Source organism: Pedococcus sp. P2_D9, from assembly GCF_056404275.1.
Window position 1 is genome coordinate 164,892 of record NZ_JBFUEI010000001.1, and the last position, 15,867, is coordinate 180,758.

Consider the following 15,867-nt stretch of genomic DNA (forward strand, 5'->3'; position numbering starts at 1 on the left):
CTCAGTCCTCCTGCCGTCCGGTCGACATCGACTCGGGCACCAGGTCACGAGCCTGCGTGAGCGGCATGCCGGTGAGCATCAGCAGGTCGACCACCATCGACCGGATCTGAGCGCGCATCACCTCGCCGGACAGCCCCGCCGACGCGTCGATGACGGCGCTGGCCTCACCGATCCGTTGCAGCCCGACCCGCGCGTTGGTGGGGAGTCGACGTTCGCCGAGCTCATGAGCGATGTCCTCGCTCGTCTCGGCGAGGGCATCCAACAGCCGCAGGTATGCCGTGGGGACCTCTTCCCCACGCCAGGTCGCGATCGCGGCCCGGCGGACCAGGACTCGCAGGTTGCGGATGGCGCGGTCGAGGGGTTCGAGCAGGTCGGCGATGGCCTGCACGCCGGGGAGGTGGCGCCGCCTGAACGGTGAGAGCCGGACGACCGCCACCCCCTCGGCGGACAACGTCCTGGCCTCGTCGAGCATCGACTCTGAGTCGCGGGCGCGGGCGAGCGTGGCCGAGGCGAGGTCGGCGTCGTGCTCCCTCAGCGAACGCGCCGTGTCGGCGAGGATCTCGCCGATCTCGTGGACCACCAGCGCGGCCTGCTGTCGCGGTTTGCGCAGCGGGGCAGCCGGGGCGACCAGGGTGAAGAGCAGGGCCACGACCCCTCCGACGACGGCGTCGAGCCAGCGGGTGAACGCCTGCCCGGACCCGGCCACCAAGGTGGTGACGATGACGGACTGCACCCCGGCCTGGGTGATGAGCAGCATCCCGGCGCCGAGGAGGGCGGCGACACTCATCGCGAGCACGACGACGACCACGATCTGCCAGAACCCGGACCCGAAGAAGTGGACGAAGACGTCGCCGACGAAGACGCCGACCGCCACGCCGATCATCACCTCGGTCACTCGGCGCAGTCGCTGGCCGAACGACATCCCCAGGGAGATCATTGCCGTCACCGGGGCGAAGAAAGGCCGGGTGTGGTGCAGGACCGAGCTGGCCACCCACCAGGCGGTGGCCGCGCCGAGGCCGCACTGGACGATGAAGAACATCCGGCTGAGCAGCCGGTCGGTGCGGGCGCGCGCCTCCCTTCGGGAGCGGGCGGCGGCGCGGGCGAGGTCGGCGCTGGGCACGTCAGCCGTTCTGGCGGTAGGCCGCCTCGAGCAGGGGCTCCAGCGAGCGGAGGTCGTCCTCGTCGGCATCGGCGGCCAGGTGGAGCCAGTGGGTTGCCTGCGCGAAACCCCTCGCGGGAGACAGGCGTTCGTCCTCAGGGGGGCTCCCGCGGAAGCGGAACCCCACACGCACGGTCCCGCGCGGACCTGGGGCGACGGCGACGAACTGGGTCTTGCGGATGACCGGGATGTAGGTGCCTCGCCCCTCGCGCCTGGCGTCCTCGCCGAGGGCTTCGGCCAAGGTCATGACAGCGTCGTGGATCGCACGCAGGTGCGCCTTCGACCCGCTGTAGAGCGCATCCGTGTAGGCGTCGACGTCCGGACGCTGCCAGCCCGCACCGGTGGCAGCGGCATCCGCGATGGCCCACTGCGAGTTCTGCGGGACGCCGTGCACCTCCTTGAGCCAGGCGCGGACGGCCCGCTGGTCCAGGGGGTCGGGGCCGGACTCACGCACCAACGCCACCCACTCGTCCAGCGAACGACCAGTGCGTTCCTCCATGGAGGTCGTGACGGCCGCCATCATGTCTGCCGGTTCCATGCCCCGATTATGTATGCCGCGTGCTCACCGCGGCGTCGAGGACGGTCGACGGAGCTGGGACGGTCAGCGACTGAGCTGCTGCCGCCGGTCCAGGGTCGTGTCGAGATAGAGGTCGGCCCGCTCCCAGGTGCGGTCCGCCTCGTAGAGGCGGCGTTCCTGGACGGCCCAGCCGTCCCAGAACTGGGCGAAGACGGCGTCGCGGGCGATGCCTCTCGCCTTGCGCACGGACTCCTCGGCCTCGACCCACACCAGGACGGATGCCGCCTTCCCGGCCGGGAGGGCGCCCGCCCCGCACCCCTCGAGGACCACCACCTCCGACGACGGCAGCTGCACCCACTCGGCATACCGGTCGGTGGCCCAGTCCCACCGCCGGTAACGGGCCGGGTGGCCGAGCGTGAGCGGCCCGACGATCCACTCCTGGACCCGCTGCGTGCCGGCACGCAGCCCGCCCCAGCCGGGGTAGAGGTCGTCCATGTGCACGGTGGGCGCTGCGAGGGCAGCCGCCACAGCGCTCGCCAGGGTCGTCTTGCCGGCGCCGCTGGGTCCGTCGATGCAGATGAGGTGTGTTGTGCCACAGAGTGCTTCGCTGGCATCGACCAGCGTGACGATGACCGCGACTGCTTCCGTTATCTGGTCGCTGGGCATGTGTTCCAGACTAGATCGCTAGGCTCGCGTAGTGAGTGTTGCGACCCGTGTCATCCCGTGCCTCGACGTGGACGCCGGCAGGGTGGTGAAGGGAGTCAACTTCGCCAACCTGCGCGATGCGGGCGACCCCGTCGAGCTCGCCAAGGCCTACGGCGAGCAGGGCGCCGACGAGCTCACCTTCCTCGACGTGACCGCCAGCAGTGCCAACCGCGAGACGACCTACGACATCGTGCGTCGCACCGCGGAGCAGGTCTTCATCCCGCTGACCGTCGGCGGGGGAGTGCGCACCGTCGACGACGTCGACCGGCTGCTGCGGGCCGGTGCGGACAAGGTGGGCGTGAACACGGCCGCGATTGCCCGCCCCGAGCTCATCTCCGAGGTGGCCGACAGGTTCGGCTCGCAGGTGCTGGTGCTGTCTGCCGACGTCCGGCGTCGCCGCGACAACTCCGGCTCGCCGACCACGGGGTTCGAGGTCACGACGCATGGTGGTCGCCAGAGTGCGGGGCTGGACGCGATCGAGTGGTGCGCCCGCGCGGCCGAGCTCGGCGCCGGTGAGATCCTGCTCAACTCGATGGATGCCGACGGTACCAAGGACGGTTTCGACCTCGAGCTCATCGAGCAGGTCCGCCGAGCGGTGCGGATCCCCCTGATCGCCAGTGGGGGAGCCGGACGAGTCGACCACTTCGCCCCTGCCGTGCGTGCTGGGGCGGACGCCGTGCTGGCCGCCAGTGTCTTCCACTTCGGCGAGCTCACCATCGGTGAGGTCAAGGAGGCCCTGCGGGAGGGCGGCATACCAGTGCGTTGACCGCGGTCGTTTTCCGCAGCGGGTCAGGTCAGGCCGAGCGGGGCGTCCCACAGCGCTTCGATGGCGGCGTCGCTGCCCGTCACCTCGAGCGCGGCCACGCGGCGGCGGCCGTAGGCAGCCAGGAGCAGCTCGGACGGGTGGCCCTCGATCACGACCGTGCCGAGGTCGGTCGTGTCCTTGGCATGGAGGGTCTTGCCCTCCGGGGTGCTGAGGACGACACCCACCGGACTGCGGCGGAAGAAGAGCTTGCCCATGCGGGACAACGTCTTCCAGAGGGCGCGGCTCTCTCGCTCGGTCAGCTCCCTGCGAGGTCCCACCTGCTCGTCACCACGCAGGACGTCCTCGTGGTGGACGAAGAACTCCACGAGGTTGACCGCGTTGTCGACCCGGCTGTTCTGGGTCGGGGACCAGGCCGGCGGCCCCGAACGCACGAGGTCGACGAGCTCGTTCCACGGCTTGGCGGCGTACTCGGCCATGCCGTCCTCGAGCCGTGAGGCCAGGGCGGGGACCCAGATGCCCGGCGCCAGGTCCGGTCGGCGCTCACGCACCACGAGGTGGGCCGCGAGGTCGGCCGTCGTCCACGGGGAGCACAGGGTGGGCGCGTCCGGCCCGGTGGTCAGGAAGGTGTCACACAGGGCGTCGCGCTCGAGCCGGGCGAGGTGGGTCATGGACGCCATCATGCCCGGCACATGAGAAGGTTGCTCTTCCCACCCTTGTGCCTGATCCGGAGGTTCGTTGTGTCCGTCGACGCCGCGCCGTCGCTGCGCCGCAGCCTCGGCATCGTGGGCGTCGGGATCCGGCGCGAGCCACGCTGGTTCGCGCTGGCGGTGGCCGGGAGCACGCTCTACGGCGTGATGACCGTGCTGACGGCCTGGGCCATCGGCAAGGTGACGCGTGAGCAGGTCCAGCCGGCTGTCGCCGCAGGGCACGCCACCGCGACCCAGCTGTGGACCATCTTCGGATGGATCGCCGGGGTCGTGGTCATCAACGTGGTGGGGGTCGTGATCCGGCGGATCGCCGCCGGCTACACGATGTACAACGTCGCTGCCGGGTTCCGCCGCGAGGTGACGCGGCAGTACCTCCGGCTCCCGCTCGCCTGGCACCACCGGCACCCCTCCGGGCAGCTCTTGTCCAACGCCAACGCCGATGTCGAGGCGACGTGGAACGTCTTCGCCCCACTGCCGATGGCGATCGGCGTGATCGTCATGCTGGTGGCCGGCATCGTGCAGATGGTCCTCGTCGACCCCGTGATGGCCATCATCGGCCTGACCGTCTTCCCGTTGCTGTTCCTCGCGAACATGGTGTTCCAGCGGGCCATGTCACCGCGGGTCTCCCGGGCGCAGCAGCTCCGCGCCGAGGTCAGCGAAGTCGCCCACGAGAGCTTCGAGGCAGCGCTCATCGTCAAGTCGATGGGGCGCGAGCAGCAGGAGTCCGACCGGTTCGAGGAGGTCACCCGACGGCTGCAGCGGGCCAACGTCGAGGTCGGCCGCACCCGGGGGACCTTCGACCCGGTCATCGAGTCCATCCCGACGCTCGGCACGCTCGCCGTCCTCGCCGTGGGCGCCCACCAGGTCGCCTCCGGTGCCCTCACTCCCGCGGCGGTCGTCCAGGTGGCCTACCTCATCTCGGTGCTCGCCTTCCCCGTGCGCGCCCTCGGCTGGGTGCTCGGAGAGCTCCCGCGCACGGTCGTCGGCTGGGACCGGGTCGATGCGGTCCTCAAGGCCCGTGGTGAGCTGGCCTTCGGTGAGACGCAGCTGCCGCGTCGAGGCTCCTCGCACGCCGAGCTGAGGGGGGTCGACTACTCCTATGACATCGTCGACGAGGCAGGCGAGGAGGGCACCTTCCAGGCCATCCACGGTGTCTCGCTCGAGGTCCCCGCGGGGTCGACGGTCGCCCTGGTCGGGCCCACAGGCTCGGGCAAGACGACGCTGACCAACCTCACGCTGCGCCTGGTCGACCCGCATCGCGGGCACGTGACCATTGACGGTTTCGACCTTCGGGAGATCGCCCGCGGAGGGGTCTCCGCGGCGGCGGCGCTGGTGCCACAGCAGACGTTCATGTTCGACGACACGGTCAGCGGCAACGTCGCGCTGGGCGGCGACTACGCCGACGCCGAGGTGTGGGAGGCGCTGGAGATCGCGCAGGCGACCGGGTTCGTGAAGGACCTACCCCTCGGCATCGAGACCCGGGTGGGCGAGCGCGGCACCTCCCTGTCGGGCGGTCAGCGCCAGCGGATCGCGTTGGCCCGGGCCGTGATCCGCCGGCCTCAGCTGCTCGTCCTCGACGACGCCACCAGTGCCGTGGACCCGGCGGTCGAACAGGCGATCCTGGCCGGCCTGCGACGGTCCAGTGCCGGCACCTCGGTGCTCGTCGTCGCCTACCGGATGTCGACGATCACGCTCGCCGACCAGATCGTCTACGTCGAAGGTGGGCGGGTGGTCGACCACGGCACGCATCGCGAGCTCGAGGAGCGGTGCGTCGGCTACCAGCGGCTCGTCACGGCCTACGCTCGAGAGGCTGCCGAGCGCGCTGCCCTCGCCGCCGACGAGGAAGGGGCGTCCGCGTGAGCACCTCCATCGACACGACCTCGTCCCTGGGGACCATGGCGACCCTGCGTCGCGGGCTGGACCTCTCGCCCGAGCTCCGGCGCGGACTCGGGGTGACTCTCGGGCTCGCCGCGATCACGACCGTCGGGCGGATCGTCGTGCCGTTCGTGGTCCAGCAGACGACCGACCACGGGCTGCTCGGCAAGGACGGTCCCGACCCGGGACTGGTCACCCGTTACGTGCTCCTCGCCCTGATCGCCGTCGCGGCCACCGCCCTGAGCGCGTATGCCGTGAACGTGCGCCTCTTCAAGGCCTCCGAGGCCGGGCTGGCGTCGTTGCGGCTCAAGGCTTTCCGCCACATCCACGACCTGTCGATGCTCACGCAGAACACCGAGCGCCGGGGGTCGATGGTCAGCCGCGTGACCTCCGACGTCGACACCATCAGCCAGTTCGTCCAGTTCGGCGGCATCATCCTCGTGCTCAGCCTGGGACAGATCGCCGTCGCGACCGGGTTGATGTTCTTCTACAGCCCCCTCCTGACGGGGGTCGTGTGGCTGTGCTTCGTGCCGCTGCTGTTCGTCATCCGGCGGTTCCAGAAGATCGTCGGGCGGGCCTACACGGTCGTGCGCGAGCGGGTCGGCGACCTGCTCGCGGCGGTCTCGGAGTCCGTTGTCGGGGCGGCGACCATCCGGGCCTACGGCGTCGAGGAGCGCACGGCGCACCGCATCGACGGCGCCATCGAGGCGCACCGCAGCGCGTCGATCCGGGCCCAGGTGCGTTCGGTCGTGGCCTTCTCCTCGGGGCAGCTCGTCGCTGGCCTGACCCTTGCCGTCGTGCTCGTCGTCGGGACCATCCAGGCCGTCGGCGGCCACCTCACGCTCGGACAGCTGCTCGCCTTCCTCTTCCTCGTCAACCTGTTCACCCAGCCGGTGCAGCAGGCCACCGAGATCCTCAACGAGCTCCAGAACGCTGTGGCCGGGTGGCGCCGCGTCATCGGCGTGATCGACACCCCCGCCGACGTCGCCGATCCCGGTGACGACGGGCAGGTGCTGCCGCGGGGACCGATCGCGGTCGACTTCGACGCCGTGTCCTTCGCCTATCCCGGGGCCGACACCGTCCTGCACGACGTCAACCTCGCCATCGGGCCGCGCAGCCGCGTGGCCATCGTGGGGGAGACCGGCTCGGGGAAGTCGACCCTCGCCAAGCTGCTCACCCGCCTGATGGACCCCACCGAGGGCACCGTCCGCATCGACGGCGTCGACCTGCGAGACGTGCGCTTCTCCTCGCTGCGCGAGCGCGTCGTGCTGGTGCCGCAGGAAGGCTTCCTCTTCGACGCCACGCTGCGTGAGAACGTCCGGTTCGGGCGACCCGACGCGACCGACGAGGACGTGAAGCTGGCCCTCACCGAGCTCGGCCTCGACGCCTGGCTGGCCGGCCTGCCGCAGGGCCTGGCCACCGAGGTGGGGCAGCGGGGCGAGTCGCTGTCCGCCGGCGAGCGGCAGCTCGTGGCCCTGGCCCGTGCCTACCTCGCCGACCCCGACCTGCTCGTGCTCGACGAGGCGACCTCCGCCGTCGATCCCTCCACGGAGGTGCGCCTCCAGCGGGCGCTCGAGGGCCTCACCCGCGGCCGCACCTCGATCGCCATCGCCCACCGGCTCTCGACGGCCGAGGCCGCCGACGAGGTCATCGTCGTCGACCGTGGGCGCATCGTCGAGCGCGGCCCGCACCGAGACCTGGTCGAGCAGGACGGCGTGTATGCCGCGCTGCACGCCTCGTGGGCGGCCCAACAACGCGGCTAGCCCCGCTGAAGGCGCTTCGGCCGAGCGCCTGGCCGGTCCGGGGGTCACGGTGTGCTTCGGCAGGGTCAACGTGTGGGCCGGTCGAAGCTGAGCCGCTGCACCATCTGGCATCGCTCACCGATGATGCGCGGCGTCACTTGCCTCCAGTGCTGGTTGACGGGTTGGTCCAACCACGCCGACAGCCGGACCCGTTCGGCATCCTCGGTGCCCAGCGCCATGAGAGCGAGGTCCAACGGCTCGTTCTCCTTGGATTCCTTGAAGAACTCACGCGCAACGCTTGGCGTGCCCTCATGAATGGCGGCGAACAGAGCGGCGGCCAGTCGAGGTGAGTGGGGGCCGTCGCCGACGAKGGGCGGCCGCACCGAGAGCACGAACTGGACGGTGTTGACGAACCGCTTGATGCGCCGCGGTGTCTCACCGACGAGGGGGCCGAGACTCGCGACGAACTCCAGCTCGGTAGGAGTCAGGGCCAACGAGCTGGTCTCGAGCCTGAGCCCGCTTCCGCTCTGGCCGAGCATCGCGTCAAGGGCTTCAGAGCGTGACTCGTCCATGCTCAGCGCTCCGGGTGCCACGTTTCCGGCTTCGGCGGTGTCCCCGCGCACGGTTGGCCCGAGGAGGCCGGACACGATGTTTCGGCGGTCATCCCCTGACAGGGGCTGCACCCAGAACGGGAGCTGGAAGATCTTCTCCAGGTAGTCGCGGGCCGTGGGGAGTCCATCCGCAGAGGTCTTGTCGTCGTCCTGAGCCCGCAGGGCATGAAGTTGCTGGAGCAGCGCCGAGGTGAGCCATCGCGAGTCGACCGCAACGAAGACGACGAACAACGGGAAGGCGAGCAACAAGTGCACGGCCTCAAGGACTTGGACGACCTTCGCGGGTGGGCATCGGTCGAGATCGTCGATATACAGCACGATCCGGTTGGGGATCTGCACATTGTGCGACGGCTGCCCATCGGACTCCGGGGCAACGGCCATCTGGTTGTTCTTGGTGACCTCGGCCTCGATCGTCCTCAGATCAGCCCGAACAGTCCCGAGGAAGCCGAGCTGCGCCCGGTAGTCGGTGCTTCGTTTGTCTGCGAACTCGGTGAACACCCGCCCGGCGGTGAGGGTCTTGAGCTCTGCCTCGAGCTCGAGTGCTCGCTGCTTCTCCTGTGCCACGGTGGCGCTCTGGTCCGACAGCGCCTTCAGCATCTCGGCATGTCGGGCCTGCGCCCGGTCCAGGTCGCGCTGCGCCTGGGCGACAGGTGCCTGATGAGTCGCCCGCACCTGCTGCTGGGCCATGGCGATCGAGTGTCGCTGCTTCTGGCTCCAGCTCGTGAAGAGCCGCAGCCAGGCGATGAGCACGGGCACCCCCGCGGCCAGACCGGCGAGCGCCGAGCCGACGTCTCCCACACCCGTCAGCCACCCGACCAGCCAGGTCACCAACGGGACCACGGCGACCGCTGCGCACAGCACGGCGAACCGGCGCCAGTCCTTCCAGTACGGGCCCAGGAGTGCCTTGCCCTGACGCATCTCCTCCCAGGCCTCCTCGAGAGCAGTGAGCAGCCCGTCCGCGTCGGCTCCGAGCGCCTTGACCCGCTCCTCGGACCAGACTTCGCTGAGCACCTTTCTGGCGGCGATCCTCGTGGCCTCCGGAACGGTCCCCTCCAGCTGGCCCGCCTCGTGCTTTCGCTGAGTGAGAGCGGCACTGGCGTTGGTCACGTCGTTCGCCGCGGCCTCAACCCGAACTCCGAGCTCCTCCTTGGCGAGCTCGGCGCTCTCGACCACGACGAGCTGCTCGGTCCATCGCGTCCGGACGGGGGCCTGCCTTTCCTCGACGAGGGTGCGCGTCTTGATGGCCGTGCCCAGCTTCTGGAAGATCTTCTCGAGCAACCCAGCCCAGAGGTCGCCCTGCACGTACTCCCAGGCGTTGAACTCGATGTGCTGGATGTTCTGCCAGATGGCGGATTCGTGCTGTGGTTGTCCGTCGCTCAAGGCCACCAGACCGCGGACGCGATTGCGCACGTCTCGCATCAAGAAGCTCTTTCCGCTTCCCCAGTCCCCGAACAGGCCAACGGCGAGCGGTGGCGCGAGGTCACGCGAGGCGACGAGATAGGCCAGGGCATTCGCCTCCGGCGAGATTCCCACCAGGTCCTGTTGTGGCAGGTCCGGGCTCGAGATGTCATCGGTCGAGAACCCCGCGACGTTGACCGGAGCACGCGGGTTGTTTCTCTGCAGCCATTCCCGCAGGGACGCCCCGGCGGTGCGCGGCTCGTCCTGAGGTCGAGTGGAGAGCCACGACTCGTACGACGAGGCGACGGCCTGTCGGCTCTCCCCGATGTACGTGAAAGCCGACTCGAAGCTGGTCATCAGCTCTGTCTGGATGGCCAGCATCGCACCGAGGAGATGGAGCAGCTGGACGTCACCGCCGCTCTGCCGCTGTGCCCAGTCGACGATGCCGTCGATCGGACCGCTCGGCACCGGCCGACCCACGCTCACCGACGGAGCCACGGCGGCGAGGTTCACCGGGGTCACGCGCGCGTACTGCTCGCCGACGATGTCGCGCGCCGTCAGACCGAAATGTGTCAGCAGTACCCGGACCTCTCCGTCACTGTCCGCGTGAGCCAGCATCGTGCCGACGAACAGGTCGCTCGGCGTCGGGAGCGGATCGGGGTCGGCCGCAGGAGTCCGTTCCCGGACCCGGGCAACAGCGCTTGCCCAGTCCAGCGCTCTCTGGACGGATGGCGACAAGCCGGCGGCCGGAGCCTCACTCATCTGTGCCCCGCTTCATGTGCTCGGCACCCTGTGCTGCCGGTCCTGGACGGGTCCACCTCGGCCTTGACCGTGCGAGCTCGAGGAGCGCCGAGGCGGGAGCCTGACAACAACTGGACCCATAGGGATGTTCTCACTCACAGACAGGGCATATCTCATGCAAGTGCCGTAGTTCGCGCTGCAACGCAAGGACCTGAGCCTGCATGGGCAACGCGAACAGAGGCAGGTCGGCGCTGTTGCGCTGCTACCTGCGAGCTCGGGCGGTCACCTCGCATCTCCGGGCGGCAGCACAGGCAGGCCCGACGGTGCTCCTTCGTTGATCAGCGTGTCGATCGCGTCCATGTCGAGGCACTCCTCAACCAGGTCGGCCAGGAGATCGAGCCTGGCCTGCCGAGCCGCCTCGAAGCTGACCCCACTGGCGGTGTGGGGGCGTCCCACCCACGCGGCGACCTCGCGCAGGAGCGAGTGCCGGAACTCGTCGGACTCCAGGCTCCCGTGCACCATGGTCCCGAGCACGTGCCGCCGGCGGGCTCCGCCGAAGAACTCCTCCTCCGCGCCGGTGGTGGTCACCCCGTGGTGGATCTCGTAGCCGGACACCGGAGCGCCCAACGCCGTTCCTTGCGCGAGGCGCAGGACCTTCCGGGGGGCGAACGTGGTCGTGGTGTCGAGCAGTCCCAGCCCCTCGGTCACCATCCCGGCCGGGCCCTCGACTCCCTCCGGGTCGGTGATGGTGCGTCCGAGCATCTGGAACCCGCCGCAGATGCCGAGCACGGGGCGTCCGGCGGCGGCATGGGTGACGACAGCTCGGTCCAGGCCGCGATGCCGCAGCCAGGAAAGGTCCGCGATGGTCGATCGGGTCCCGGGGAGCACGACGAGGTCGGCGTCGGCGAGGTCCTGGGGACGGGAGGCGAACCTCACGTCGACGTCGGGCTCCAGCCCGAGGGCGTCCAGGTCGGTGAAGTTGCTGATCCGCGGGAACCTCACCACCGCGACGACCAACGGGTGCTCGGCCTCGGCCGCTCGTCCGGCGAGGTCGAGGCCGTCCTCAGAGTCCAGCCACACGGCTGGGCTCCAGGGGATCACCCCCAGTACCGCTCGACCGGTGATGCGCTCGATCTCGCGGTTGGCCGGTTCGAGGAGGGTCTGGTCCCCCCGGAACTTGTTCGCCACGAACCCGGCCACAAGTCGCTGGTCGGCTGGCTGCAGCAGCGCCACGGTGCCATGGAGGGCGGCATACAGCCCGCCGCGGTCGATGTCCCCGACGACGATCACAGGTATGTCGGCGTGCCGTGCCAGCCCGAGGTTGATGTAGTCGTGCTCGCGCAGGTTGATCTCGGTGGGGCTTCCGGCGCCTTCGCAGATGACCACGTCGAAACGGCTGACCAAGTCGTCGTATGCCGCGAAGGCCGCCTTCGCGAGCGCTCCTCGCGACCCTGCGAACTCGGCCGAGGAGATGGAGCCCGCAGGGAGTCCGTTGAGGATGACATGGCTGCGCCGATCGCTCCCCGGTTTGAGCAGGACGGGGTTCATCGCCACTTCGGGTGCGGCTCCGGCAGCAACGGCCTGGATCCACTGGGCGCGCCCGATCTCGGCGCCCTGGCCGTCGGGGCCGGCCACGACCATCGAGTTGTTCGACATGTTCTGGGCCTTGAACGGGGCAACGCGAACCCCGCGGCGGGCCAACAGCCTGCAGAGCCCAGTGGTCACGACGCTCTTGCCAGCATCCGAAGTCGTCCCGGCGACCAGCAGTGACCCCTTCACACTGCGTAGCCTACGAAGGATCGGTGAGGCTCATCCCGGCGCCCAGCACCCGCAACGGGCCGGGAGCAGCAGGGCTACGCGGATCCCGGTCGCACGACGGGCGCGAACAGGCTTGCGGTCACTGGGGCCTCTTGCGTCACCTGTGGGGACATCGCGGTCAACCGCGGCGAGCGGCGCCGGCGCCACGCAAGGCGAGGACGACGATGCCGCGCAATGTAGCTGCTCATGTGGGGGACTCCTGTCGATCAACACCCTGCGAGTTGATTGCCCTCACCTTGGCATTCCGACGCGGGCTCCGGCCCAGCCCTCGGTGGGTGGTGCGCTTCATCCAACTGACGGAGTTGCGCTCTTCGTGGCCCGGTGCCGACGATGGAGGATGCGCTACATAGAGCTCCGTCGACACACGGACAGCGACGGCGACGAGCTGACTGCACAGGGGGTGGCCGACGCGCAGGCGATCGGCCGCGACGGACTGCAGCCACCGTATGCCGCGTTCGTCTCCTCGGGCGCGGCCCGCGCCACCCAGATGGTCACCATCCTGCGTCACGCCGCCGGGCAGGACGACCTGGCCGTCTCCGAGGTGACTGGGCTGCGCTCGACAGTCGAGGATCGCTGGCGGGCCGCGTCGAAGGCGGCGGGCAAGGGCGCAACGCTCGAACAGATCCGAGGGGTCGACCCAGAGCTGGTCGACCACGAGGAGCGGCTCCTCGGCGAAGCGCTGCGGGGGATCGTCGAGTCACTTCCCGAGGGCGGCCGCGCCCTGGTCGTCGGTCACAGTCCCACGAACGAGGCCGCCGTGGCCGGCCTGGCCGGCCAGCTCGTCGGGCCGCTCGCCAGGGGGGCCGGGGTGCTGCTCGTGGAGGACGGCGGCGGCTTCACGGTCAGCCCGCTGTAGCGAGACTCCCGGCCCCGCGGCATACCTGACGGATGGTGGGCGAGCCGACCGCTTCGGGACGCACACGGCAGAATGGCCGGGTGACTTCGTCTGCAGTGCTCGACCCCGCCATCGCCGCGCGTCTCAAGCGGGACGCGCAAGGGCTCGTGGCGGCCATCGTCCAGCAGCACGACACCGGTGAGGTGCTCATGCTCGGCTGGATGGACGACGAGGCGCTGCGCCGAACCCTGGGCGAGGGTCGCGTGACGTTCTGGTCCCGGAGCCGGGGTGAGTACTGGCGCAAGGGCGACACGAGCGGGCACGTGCAGCACGTCCGCTCCGTGGCGCTCGACTGTGACGGCGACGCGCTGCTGGTGCGGGTCGACCAGGTGGGCGCCGCCTGCCACACGGGCGACCGGACCTGTTTCGACGCCGGCGACCTCGATGCCCGGGTGGGGGAACGGTGAGCGACGTCAGCCCCGACCTGTCATTCGGCACGACCTGGCCTCGCCTCGAGACGTTCCAGATCCTGGCGAAGGACCGCCGCGTCATCCCGGTCGTGCGCCGGTTGATGGCCGATGCCGAGACGCCCGTGGGCCTGTACCGCAAGCTCGCCAAGGACGCCCCCGGCACCTTCCTGCTCGAGTCCGCCGAGCACGGCGGCGTCTGGTCGCGCTACTCCATCGTCGGGGCGGCGAGCCGGGCGACGTTGACGGAGCAGGACGGTCAGGCCCACTGGGTGGGGGAGCCGCCGGTCGGCGTGCCCACCGACGGCAACCCGCTGGACGCCTTGCGTGACACGGTCGCCGCCTTGGCGACAGAGCCCATCGAGGGCCTGCCGCCGCTCACGGGAGGGATGGTCGGTGCCATCACGTATGACGCGGTGCGGCGCTGGGAGCGGGTGCCGGACAGCCTTCCCGACGAGCTGGGCCTGCCCGAGATCTCGATGATGCTGGCGACCGACCTCGCGGTGCTCGACCACGCCGACGGCTCCGTGCTGCTCGTGGCCAACGCCGTCAACTACGACGCGACCGACGAGCGGGTCGAGGACGCCTGGGCTGACGCCGTGGCACGGCTCGACGTGATGACCGCAGATCTCGCTGCTCCCGCGCCGAGCACGGTGGCGACGGTCGACCGCGAGGCCTTCCAGCGGGCACGGGGCGAGGTGCGCAGCAACCTCACCCAGGCGGCCTTCGAGGAGATGGTCGAGCAGGCCAAGGAGGACATCCGGGCAGGCGAGGTCTTCCAGGTCGTGTTGTCGCAACGGTTCTCGACACCGTGTCGCGCTGACGCCCTCGACGTCTACCGGTCGTTGCGCTCGTCCAACCCGAGTCCCTACATGTACCTCCTGCGGCTGCCCGCCGGCGACGGCACGGCCTACGACGTCGTCGGCTCCTCACCCGAGGCGCTGGTCAAGGTTTCCGGCCGCCGGGCCATCACCCACCCGATCGCCGGCTCGAGGCCGCGGGGCAAGACTCCCGAGGACGACCACCAGCTCGCCGAGGACCTGCTCGCCGACCCCAAGGAGCGGTCCGAGCACGTCATGCTCGTGGACCTCGGGCGCAACGACCTCCAACGCGTCTGCGAGGCGGGCTCCGTGGACGTCGTGGAGTTCATGAACATCCGTCGCTACTCCCACGTCACCCACCTCGAGTCCACCGTCGTGGGCGAGATCCGTCCGGACCAGTCGGCCTATGACGTGCTCGTCGCCACGTTCCCTGCGGGCACCTTGTCGGGTGCGCCCAAGCCACGCGCGCTCAGCCTGATCGAGCACTACGAACCCAGTCGGCGAGGGGTCTATGGCGGGGTGGTCGGCTACCTCGACTTCCACGGCGACCTCGACATGGCGATCGCGATCCGCACTGCTGTCATCAAGGATGGTGTGGCGCACGTGCAGGCGGGCGCGGGCATCGTCGCCGACTCGGTGCCCACGGCCGAGTTCGAAGAGACGGTCAACAAGGCGGCGGCTGCCCTCCGTGCCGTGGCGACCGCCGCGGCCCTGAGGACCGTTCAGTGAGCACTCGCCTCACCTCGAAGCTGTCCGTGGTGCTCCTGGCCCTCCTGGGCTCGGGCGTCCTGCTGTCCAGCGGGGGCCGGGTCTGGGTGGAAGGCACCGTCAACGATGCGGTCCTCGGAGCCAGCCGCATCACCGGCACCGGTAGCGAGGTCGCCTCCGGCGTCGTGGCGCTGGCGCTCGTGGGTGCGGCGGCTGCCCTGGCGAGTGCCACCAGCGGGCCGGTCGTGCGACGGGTCACGCTCGTCGTGCTCGCCCTGGCAGGTGCTGCCGAGGGCTTCGTGGCAGCCCGCGTCGGACTCGTGCCCGAGAACTCCCTCGGATCCGTCGCCGCCAAGGCGGCCGGGCGCACCGGATCCATCGAGACCCACGCCATGGCGACCGCCTGGCCGTGGATCTGCGTCGTGGCATCGGTGCTGCTGGTCGTGGCAGCCGTGGCGGGATGGGTCGGAGCGGGCAGCTGGCGCGGACTCGGAGCGCGGTACGAGGCTCCGTCCACGTCGGCGGGGGCTCGGGGACAACGGGTGGCGACCGACTGGGACCGGCTCGACGCCGGCGACGACCCGACGGTGCGCGACGAGTCCGCAAGCACCTGACAGAATGGGCGTCGAGCCCACGCCAGACCAGACCAGACCACGACGACCAGCAGGAGCCACCCCCATGGCAGAGCACGAGATCCACGAAGAAGACCACGGCCACAGCGTCGCCGCCTGGACGGCCGTCGTCATCATCCTCGTCGGGTCTGCCGTGGCGTCCCTGGCCGTGGTGCTGACCAACACGACCTTGTTCGTCATCGGACTGGTCGTCTGCGCCCTGGGCGCGGTGGCAGGCAAGGTCCTGTCGATGGCGGGCTACGGCGCCGTCACGGTCGACGGGCCCGACGCCCCCGACAGCACCAAGCCCGAGGTCGGCATCAACTGACCGGCGCGGGCGCCGCGGCCAACCCGGTCGACCGGGACCACCCGGCCGCCCCGGCCCA

The 15,867-nt window shown here is 70.2% G+C and carries 14 protein-coding genes; 8 read left to right on the top strand and 6 right to left on the bottom strand.

Annotated features, from left to right (window positions below; all coding sequences use genetic code 11):
- Window position 1: 1 nt before the first annotated feature.
- From AC1DXJ_RS00790 to AC1DXJ_RS00800, 3 genes are all read right to left on the bottom strand, one after another.
- Window positions 2–1,120 carry an FUSC family protein gene (locus AC1DXJ_RS00790; RefSeq protein ID WP_477612735.1) on the bottom strand — a complete coding sequence of 373 codons (1,119 nt, stop codon included), beginning with the start codon at window positions 1,118–1,120 and terminating at the stop codon, window positions 2–4.
- Between the two features lies 1 nt (window position 1,121).
- Window positions 1,122–1,697, bottom strand: coding sequence for a DUF5655 domain-containing protein (locus AC1DXJ_RS00795; protein ID WP_477612736.1), 576 nt, complete (start codon window positions 1,695–1,697; stop codon window positions 1,122–1,124).
- Window positions 1,698–1,760: 63 nt separating this feature from the next.
- The gene (locus AC1DXJ_RS00800) at window positions 1,761–2,342 is read right to left on the bottom strand and encodes a nucleoside/nucleotide kinase family protein (protein ID WP_477632066.1); all 582 of its coding nucleotides are present in this window, start codon (window positions 2,340–2,342) and stop codon (window positions 1,761–1,763) included.
- A 31-nt stretch (window positions 2,343–2,373) separates the two neighbouring features.
- On the opposite strand from AC1DXJ_RS00800, the gene hisF reads away from it, so the two are divergent.
- Window positions 2,374–3,147, top strand: a complete 774-nt coding sequence (gene hisF, locus AC1DXJ_RS00805) for an imidazole glycerol phosphate synthase subunit HisF (RefSeq protein WP_477632067.1) — start codon at window positions 2,374–2,376, stop codon at window positions 3,145–3,147.
- A gap of 23 nt (window positions 3,148–3,170) precedes the next feature.
- On the opposite strand, the gene AC1DXJ_RS00810 is transcribed toward hisF, so the two are convergent.
- Window positions 3,171–3,815 carry a TIGR03085 family metal-binding protein gene (locus AC1DXJ_RS00810; protein WP_477636174.1) on the bottom strand — a complete coding sequence of 215 codons (645 nt, stop codon included), beginning with the start codon at window positions 3,813–3,815 and terminating at the stop codon, window positions 3,171–3,173.
- A 69-nt stretch (window positions 3,816–3,884) separates the two neighbouring features.
- On the opposite strand from AC1DXJ_RS00810, the gene AC1DXJ_RS00815 reads away from it, so the two are divergent.
- Together AC1DXJ_RS00815 and AC1DXJ_RS00820 are read left to right on the top strand one after the other, a co-directional pair.
- Complete coding sequence (locus tag AC1DXJ_RS00815) at window positions 3,885–5,714, top strand: ABC transporter ATP-binding protein (protein ID WP_477632068.1); 1,830 nt, start codon at window positions 3,885–3,887, stop codon at window positions 5,712–5,714.
- 35 nt (window positions 5,715–5,749) lie between these two features.
- The gene (locus tag AC1DXJ_RS00820; protein WP_477613414.1) at window positions 5,750–7,492 is read left to right on the top strand and encodes an ABC transporter ATP-binding protein; all 1,743 of its coding nucleotides are present in this window, start codon (window positions 5,750–5,752) and stop codon (window positions 7,490–7,492) included.
- 65 nt (window positions 7,493–7,557) lie between these two features.
- On the opposite strand, the gene AC1DXJ_RS00825 is transcribed toward AC1DXJ_RS00820, so the two are convergent.
- A complete protein-coding gene (locus tag AC1DXJ_RS00825) occupies window positions 7,558–10,242 on the bottom strand; it encodes a P-loop NTPase fold protein (RefSeq protein ID WP_477636175.1) in 2,685 nt (894 codons plus the stop codon).
- Between the two features lie 261 nt (window positions 10,243–10,503).
- Window positions 10,504–12,000, bottom strand: a complete 1,497-nt coding sequence (locus AC1DXJ_RS00830; protein ID WP_477612742.1) for a cobyric acid synthase — start codon at window positions 11,998–12,000, stop codon at window positions 10,504–10,506.
- A gap of 376 nt (window positions 12,001–12,376) precedes the next feature.
- Between AC1DXJ_RS00830 and AC1DXJ_RS00835 the strand changes: the two genes are divergently transcribed.
- From AC1DXJ_RS00835 to AC1DXJ_RS00855, 5 genes are all read left to right on the top strand, one after another.
- Window positions 12,377–12,895, top strand: a complete 519-nt coding sequence (locus AC1DXJ_RS00835; protein ID WP_477612743.1) for a hypothetical protein — start codon at window positions 12,377–12,379, stop codon at window positions 12,893–12,895.
- A gap of 32 nt (window positions 12,896–12,927) precedes the next feature.
- Window positions 12,928–13,341, top strand: coding sequence for a phosphoribosyl-AMP cyclohydrolase (gene hisI / locus AC1DXJ_RS00840; RefSeq protein ID WP_477612744.1), 414 nt, complete (start codon window positions 12,928–12,930; stop codon window positions 13,339–13,341).
- Entirely contained in the window at window positions 13,338–14,891 is a 1,554-nt protein-coding gene (locus tag AC1DXJ_RS00845; RefSeq protein WP_477612745.1) for an anthranilate synthase component I, read from the top strand. The genes hisI and AC1DXJ_RS00845 overlap by 4 nt, the downstream gene beginning before the upstream one ends.
- Window positions 14,888–15,484 (top strand): Trp biosynthesis-associated membrane protein, encoded by a 597-nt coding sequence (locus tag AC1DXJ_RS00850; protein WP_477612746.1) that lies wholly within the window; start codon window positions 14,888–14,890, stop codon window positions 15,482–15,484. Before AC1DXJ_RS00845 ends, AC1DXJ_RS00850 begins: the two co-directional genes overlap by 4 nt.
- Window positions 15,485–15,548: 64 nt before the next feature.
- On the top strand, window positions 15,549–15,809 hold the full coding sequence (locus AC1DXJ_RS00855; protein WP_477612747.1) for an HGxxPAAW family protein: 261 nt from the start codon (window positions 15,549–15,551) through the stop codon (window positions 15,807–15,809).
- Window positions 15,810–15,867: the final 58 nt, after the last annotated feature.

Bases quoted from the DNA above. Each gene is read 5' to 3' on its own strand.
- AC1DXJ_RS00795 (WP_477612736.1), bottom strand. From the start codon at position 1,697: ATGGAACCGGCAGACATGATGGCGGCCGTCACGACCTCCATGGAGGAA.
- AC1DXJ_RS00800 (WP_477632066.1), bottom strand. From the start codon at position 2,342: ATGCCCAGCGACCAGATAACGGAAGCAGTCGCGGTCATCGTCACGCTG.
- AC1DXJ_RS00810 (WP_477636174.1), bottom strand. From the start codon at position 3,815: ATGACCCACCTCGCCCGGCTCGAGCGCGACGCCCTGTGTGACACCTTC.
- AC1DXJ_RS00820 (WP_477613414.1), top strand. From the start codon at position 5,750: ATGGCGACCCTGCGTCGCGGGCTGGACCTCTCGCCCGAGCTCCGGCGC.
- AC1DXJ_RS00835 (WP_477612743.1), top strand. From the start codon at position 12,377: ATGCGCTACATAGAGCTCCGTCGACACACGGACAGCGACGGCGACGAG.
- hisI (WP_477612744.1), top strand. From the start codon at position 12,928: ATGGTGGGCGAGCCGACCGCTTCGGGACGCACACGGCAGAATGGCCGG.
- AC1DXJ_RS00855 (WP_477612747.1), top strand. From the start codon at position 15,549: ATGGCAGAGCACGAGATCCACGAAGAAGACCACGGCCACAGCGTCGCC.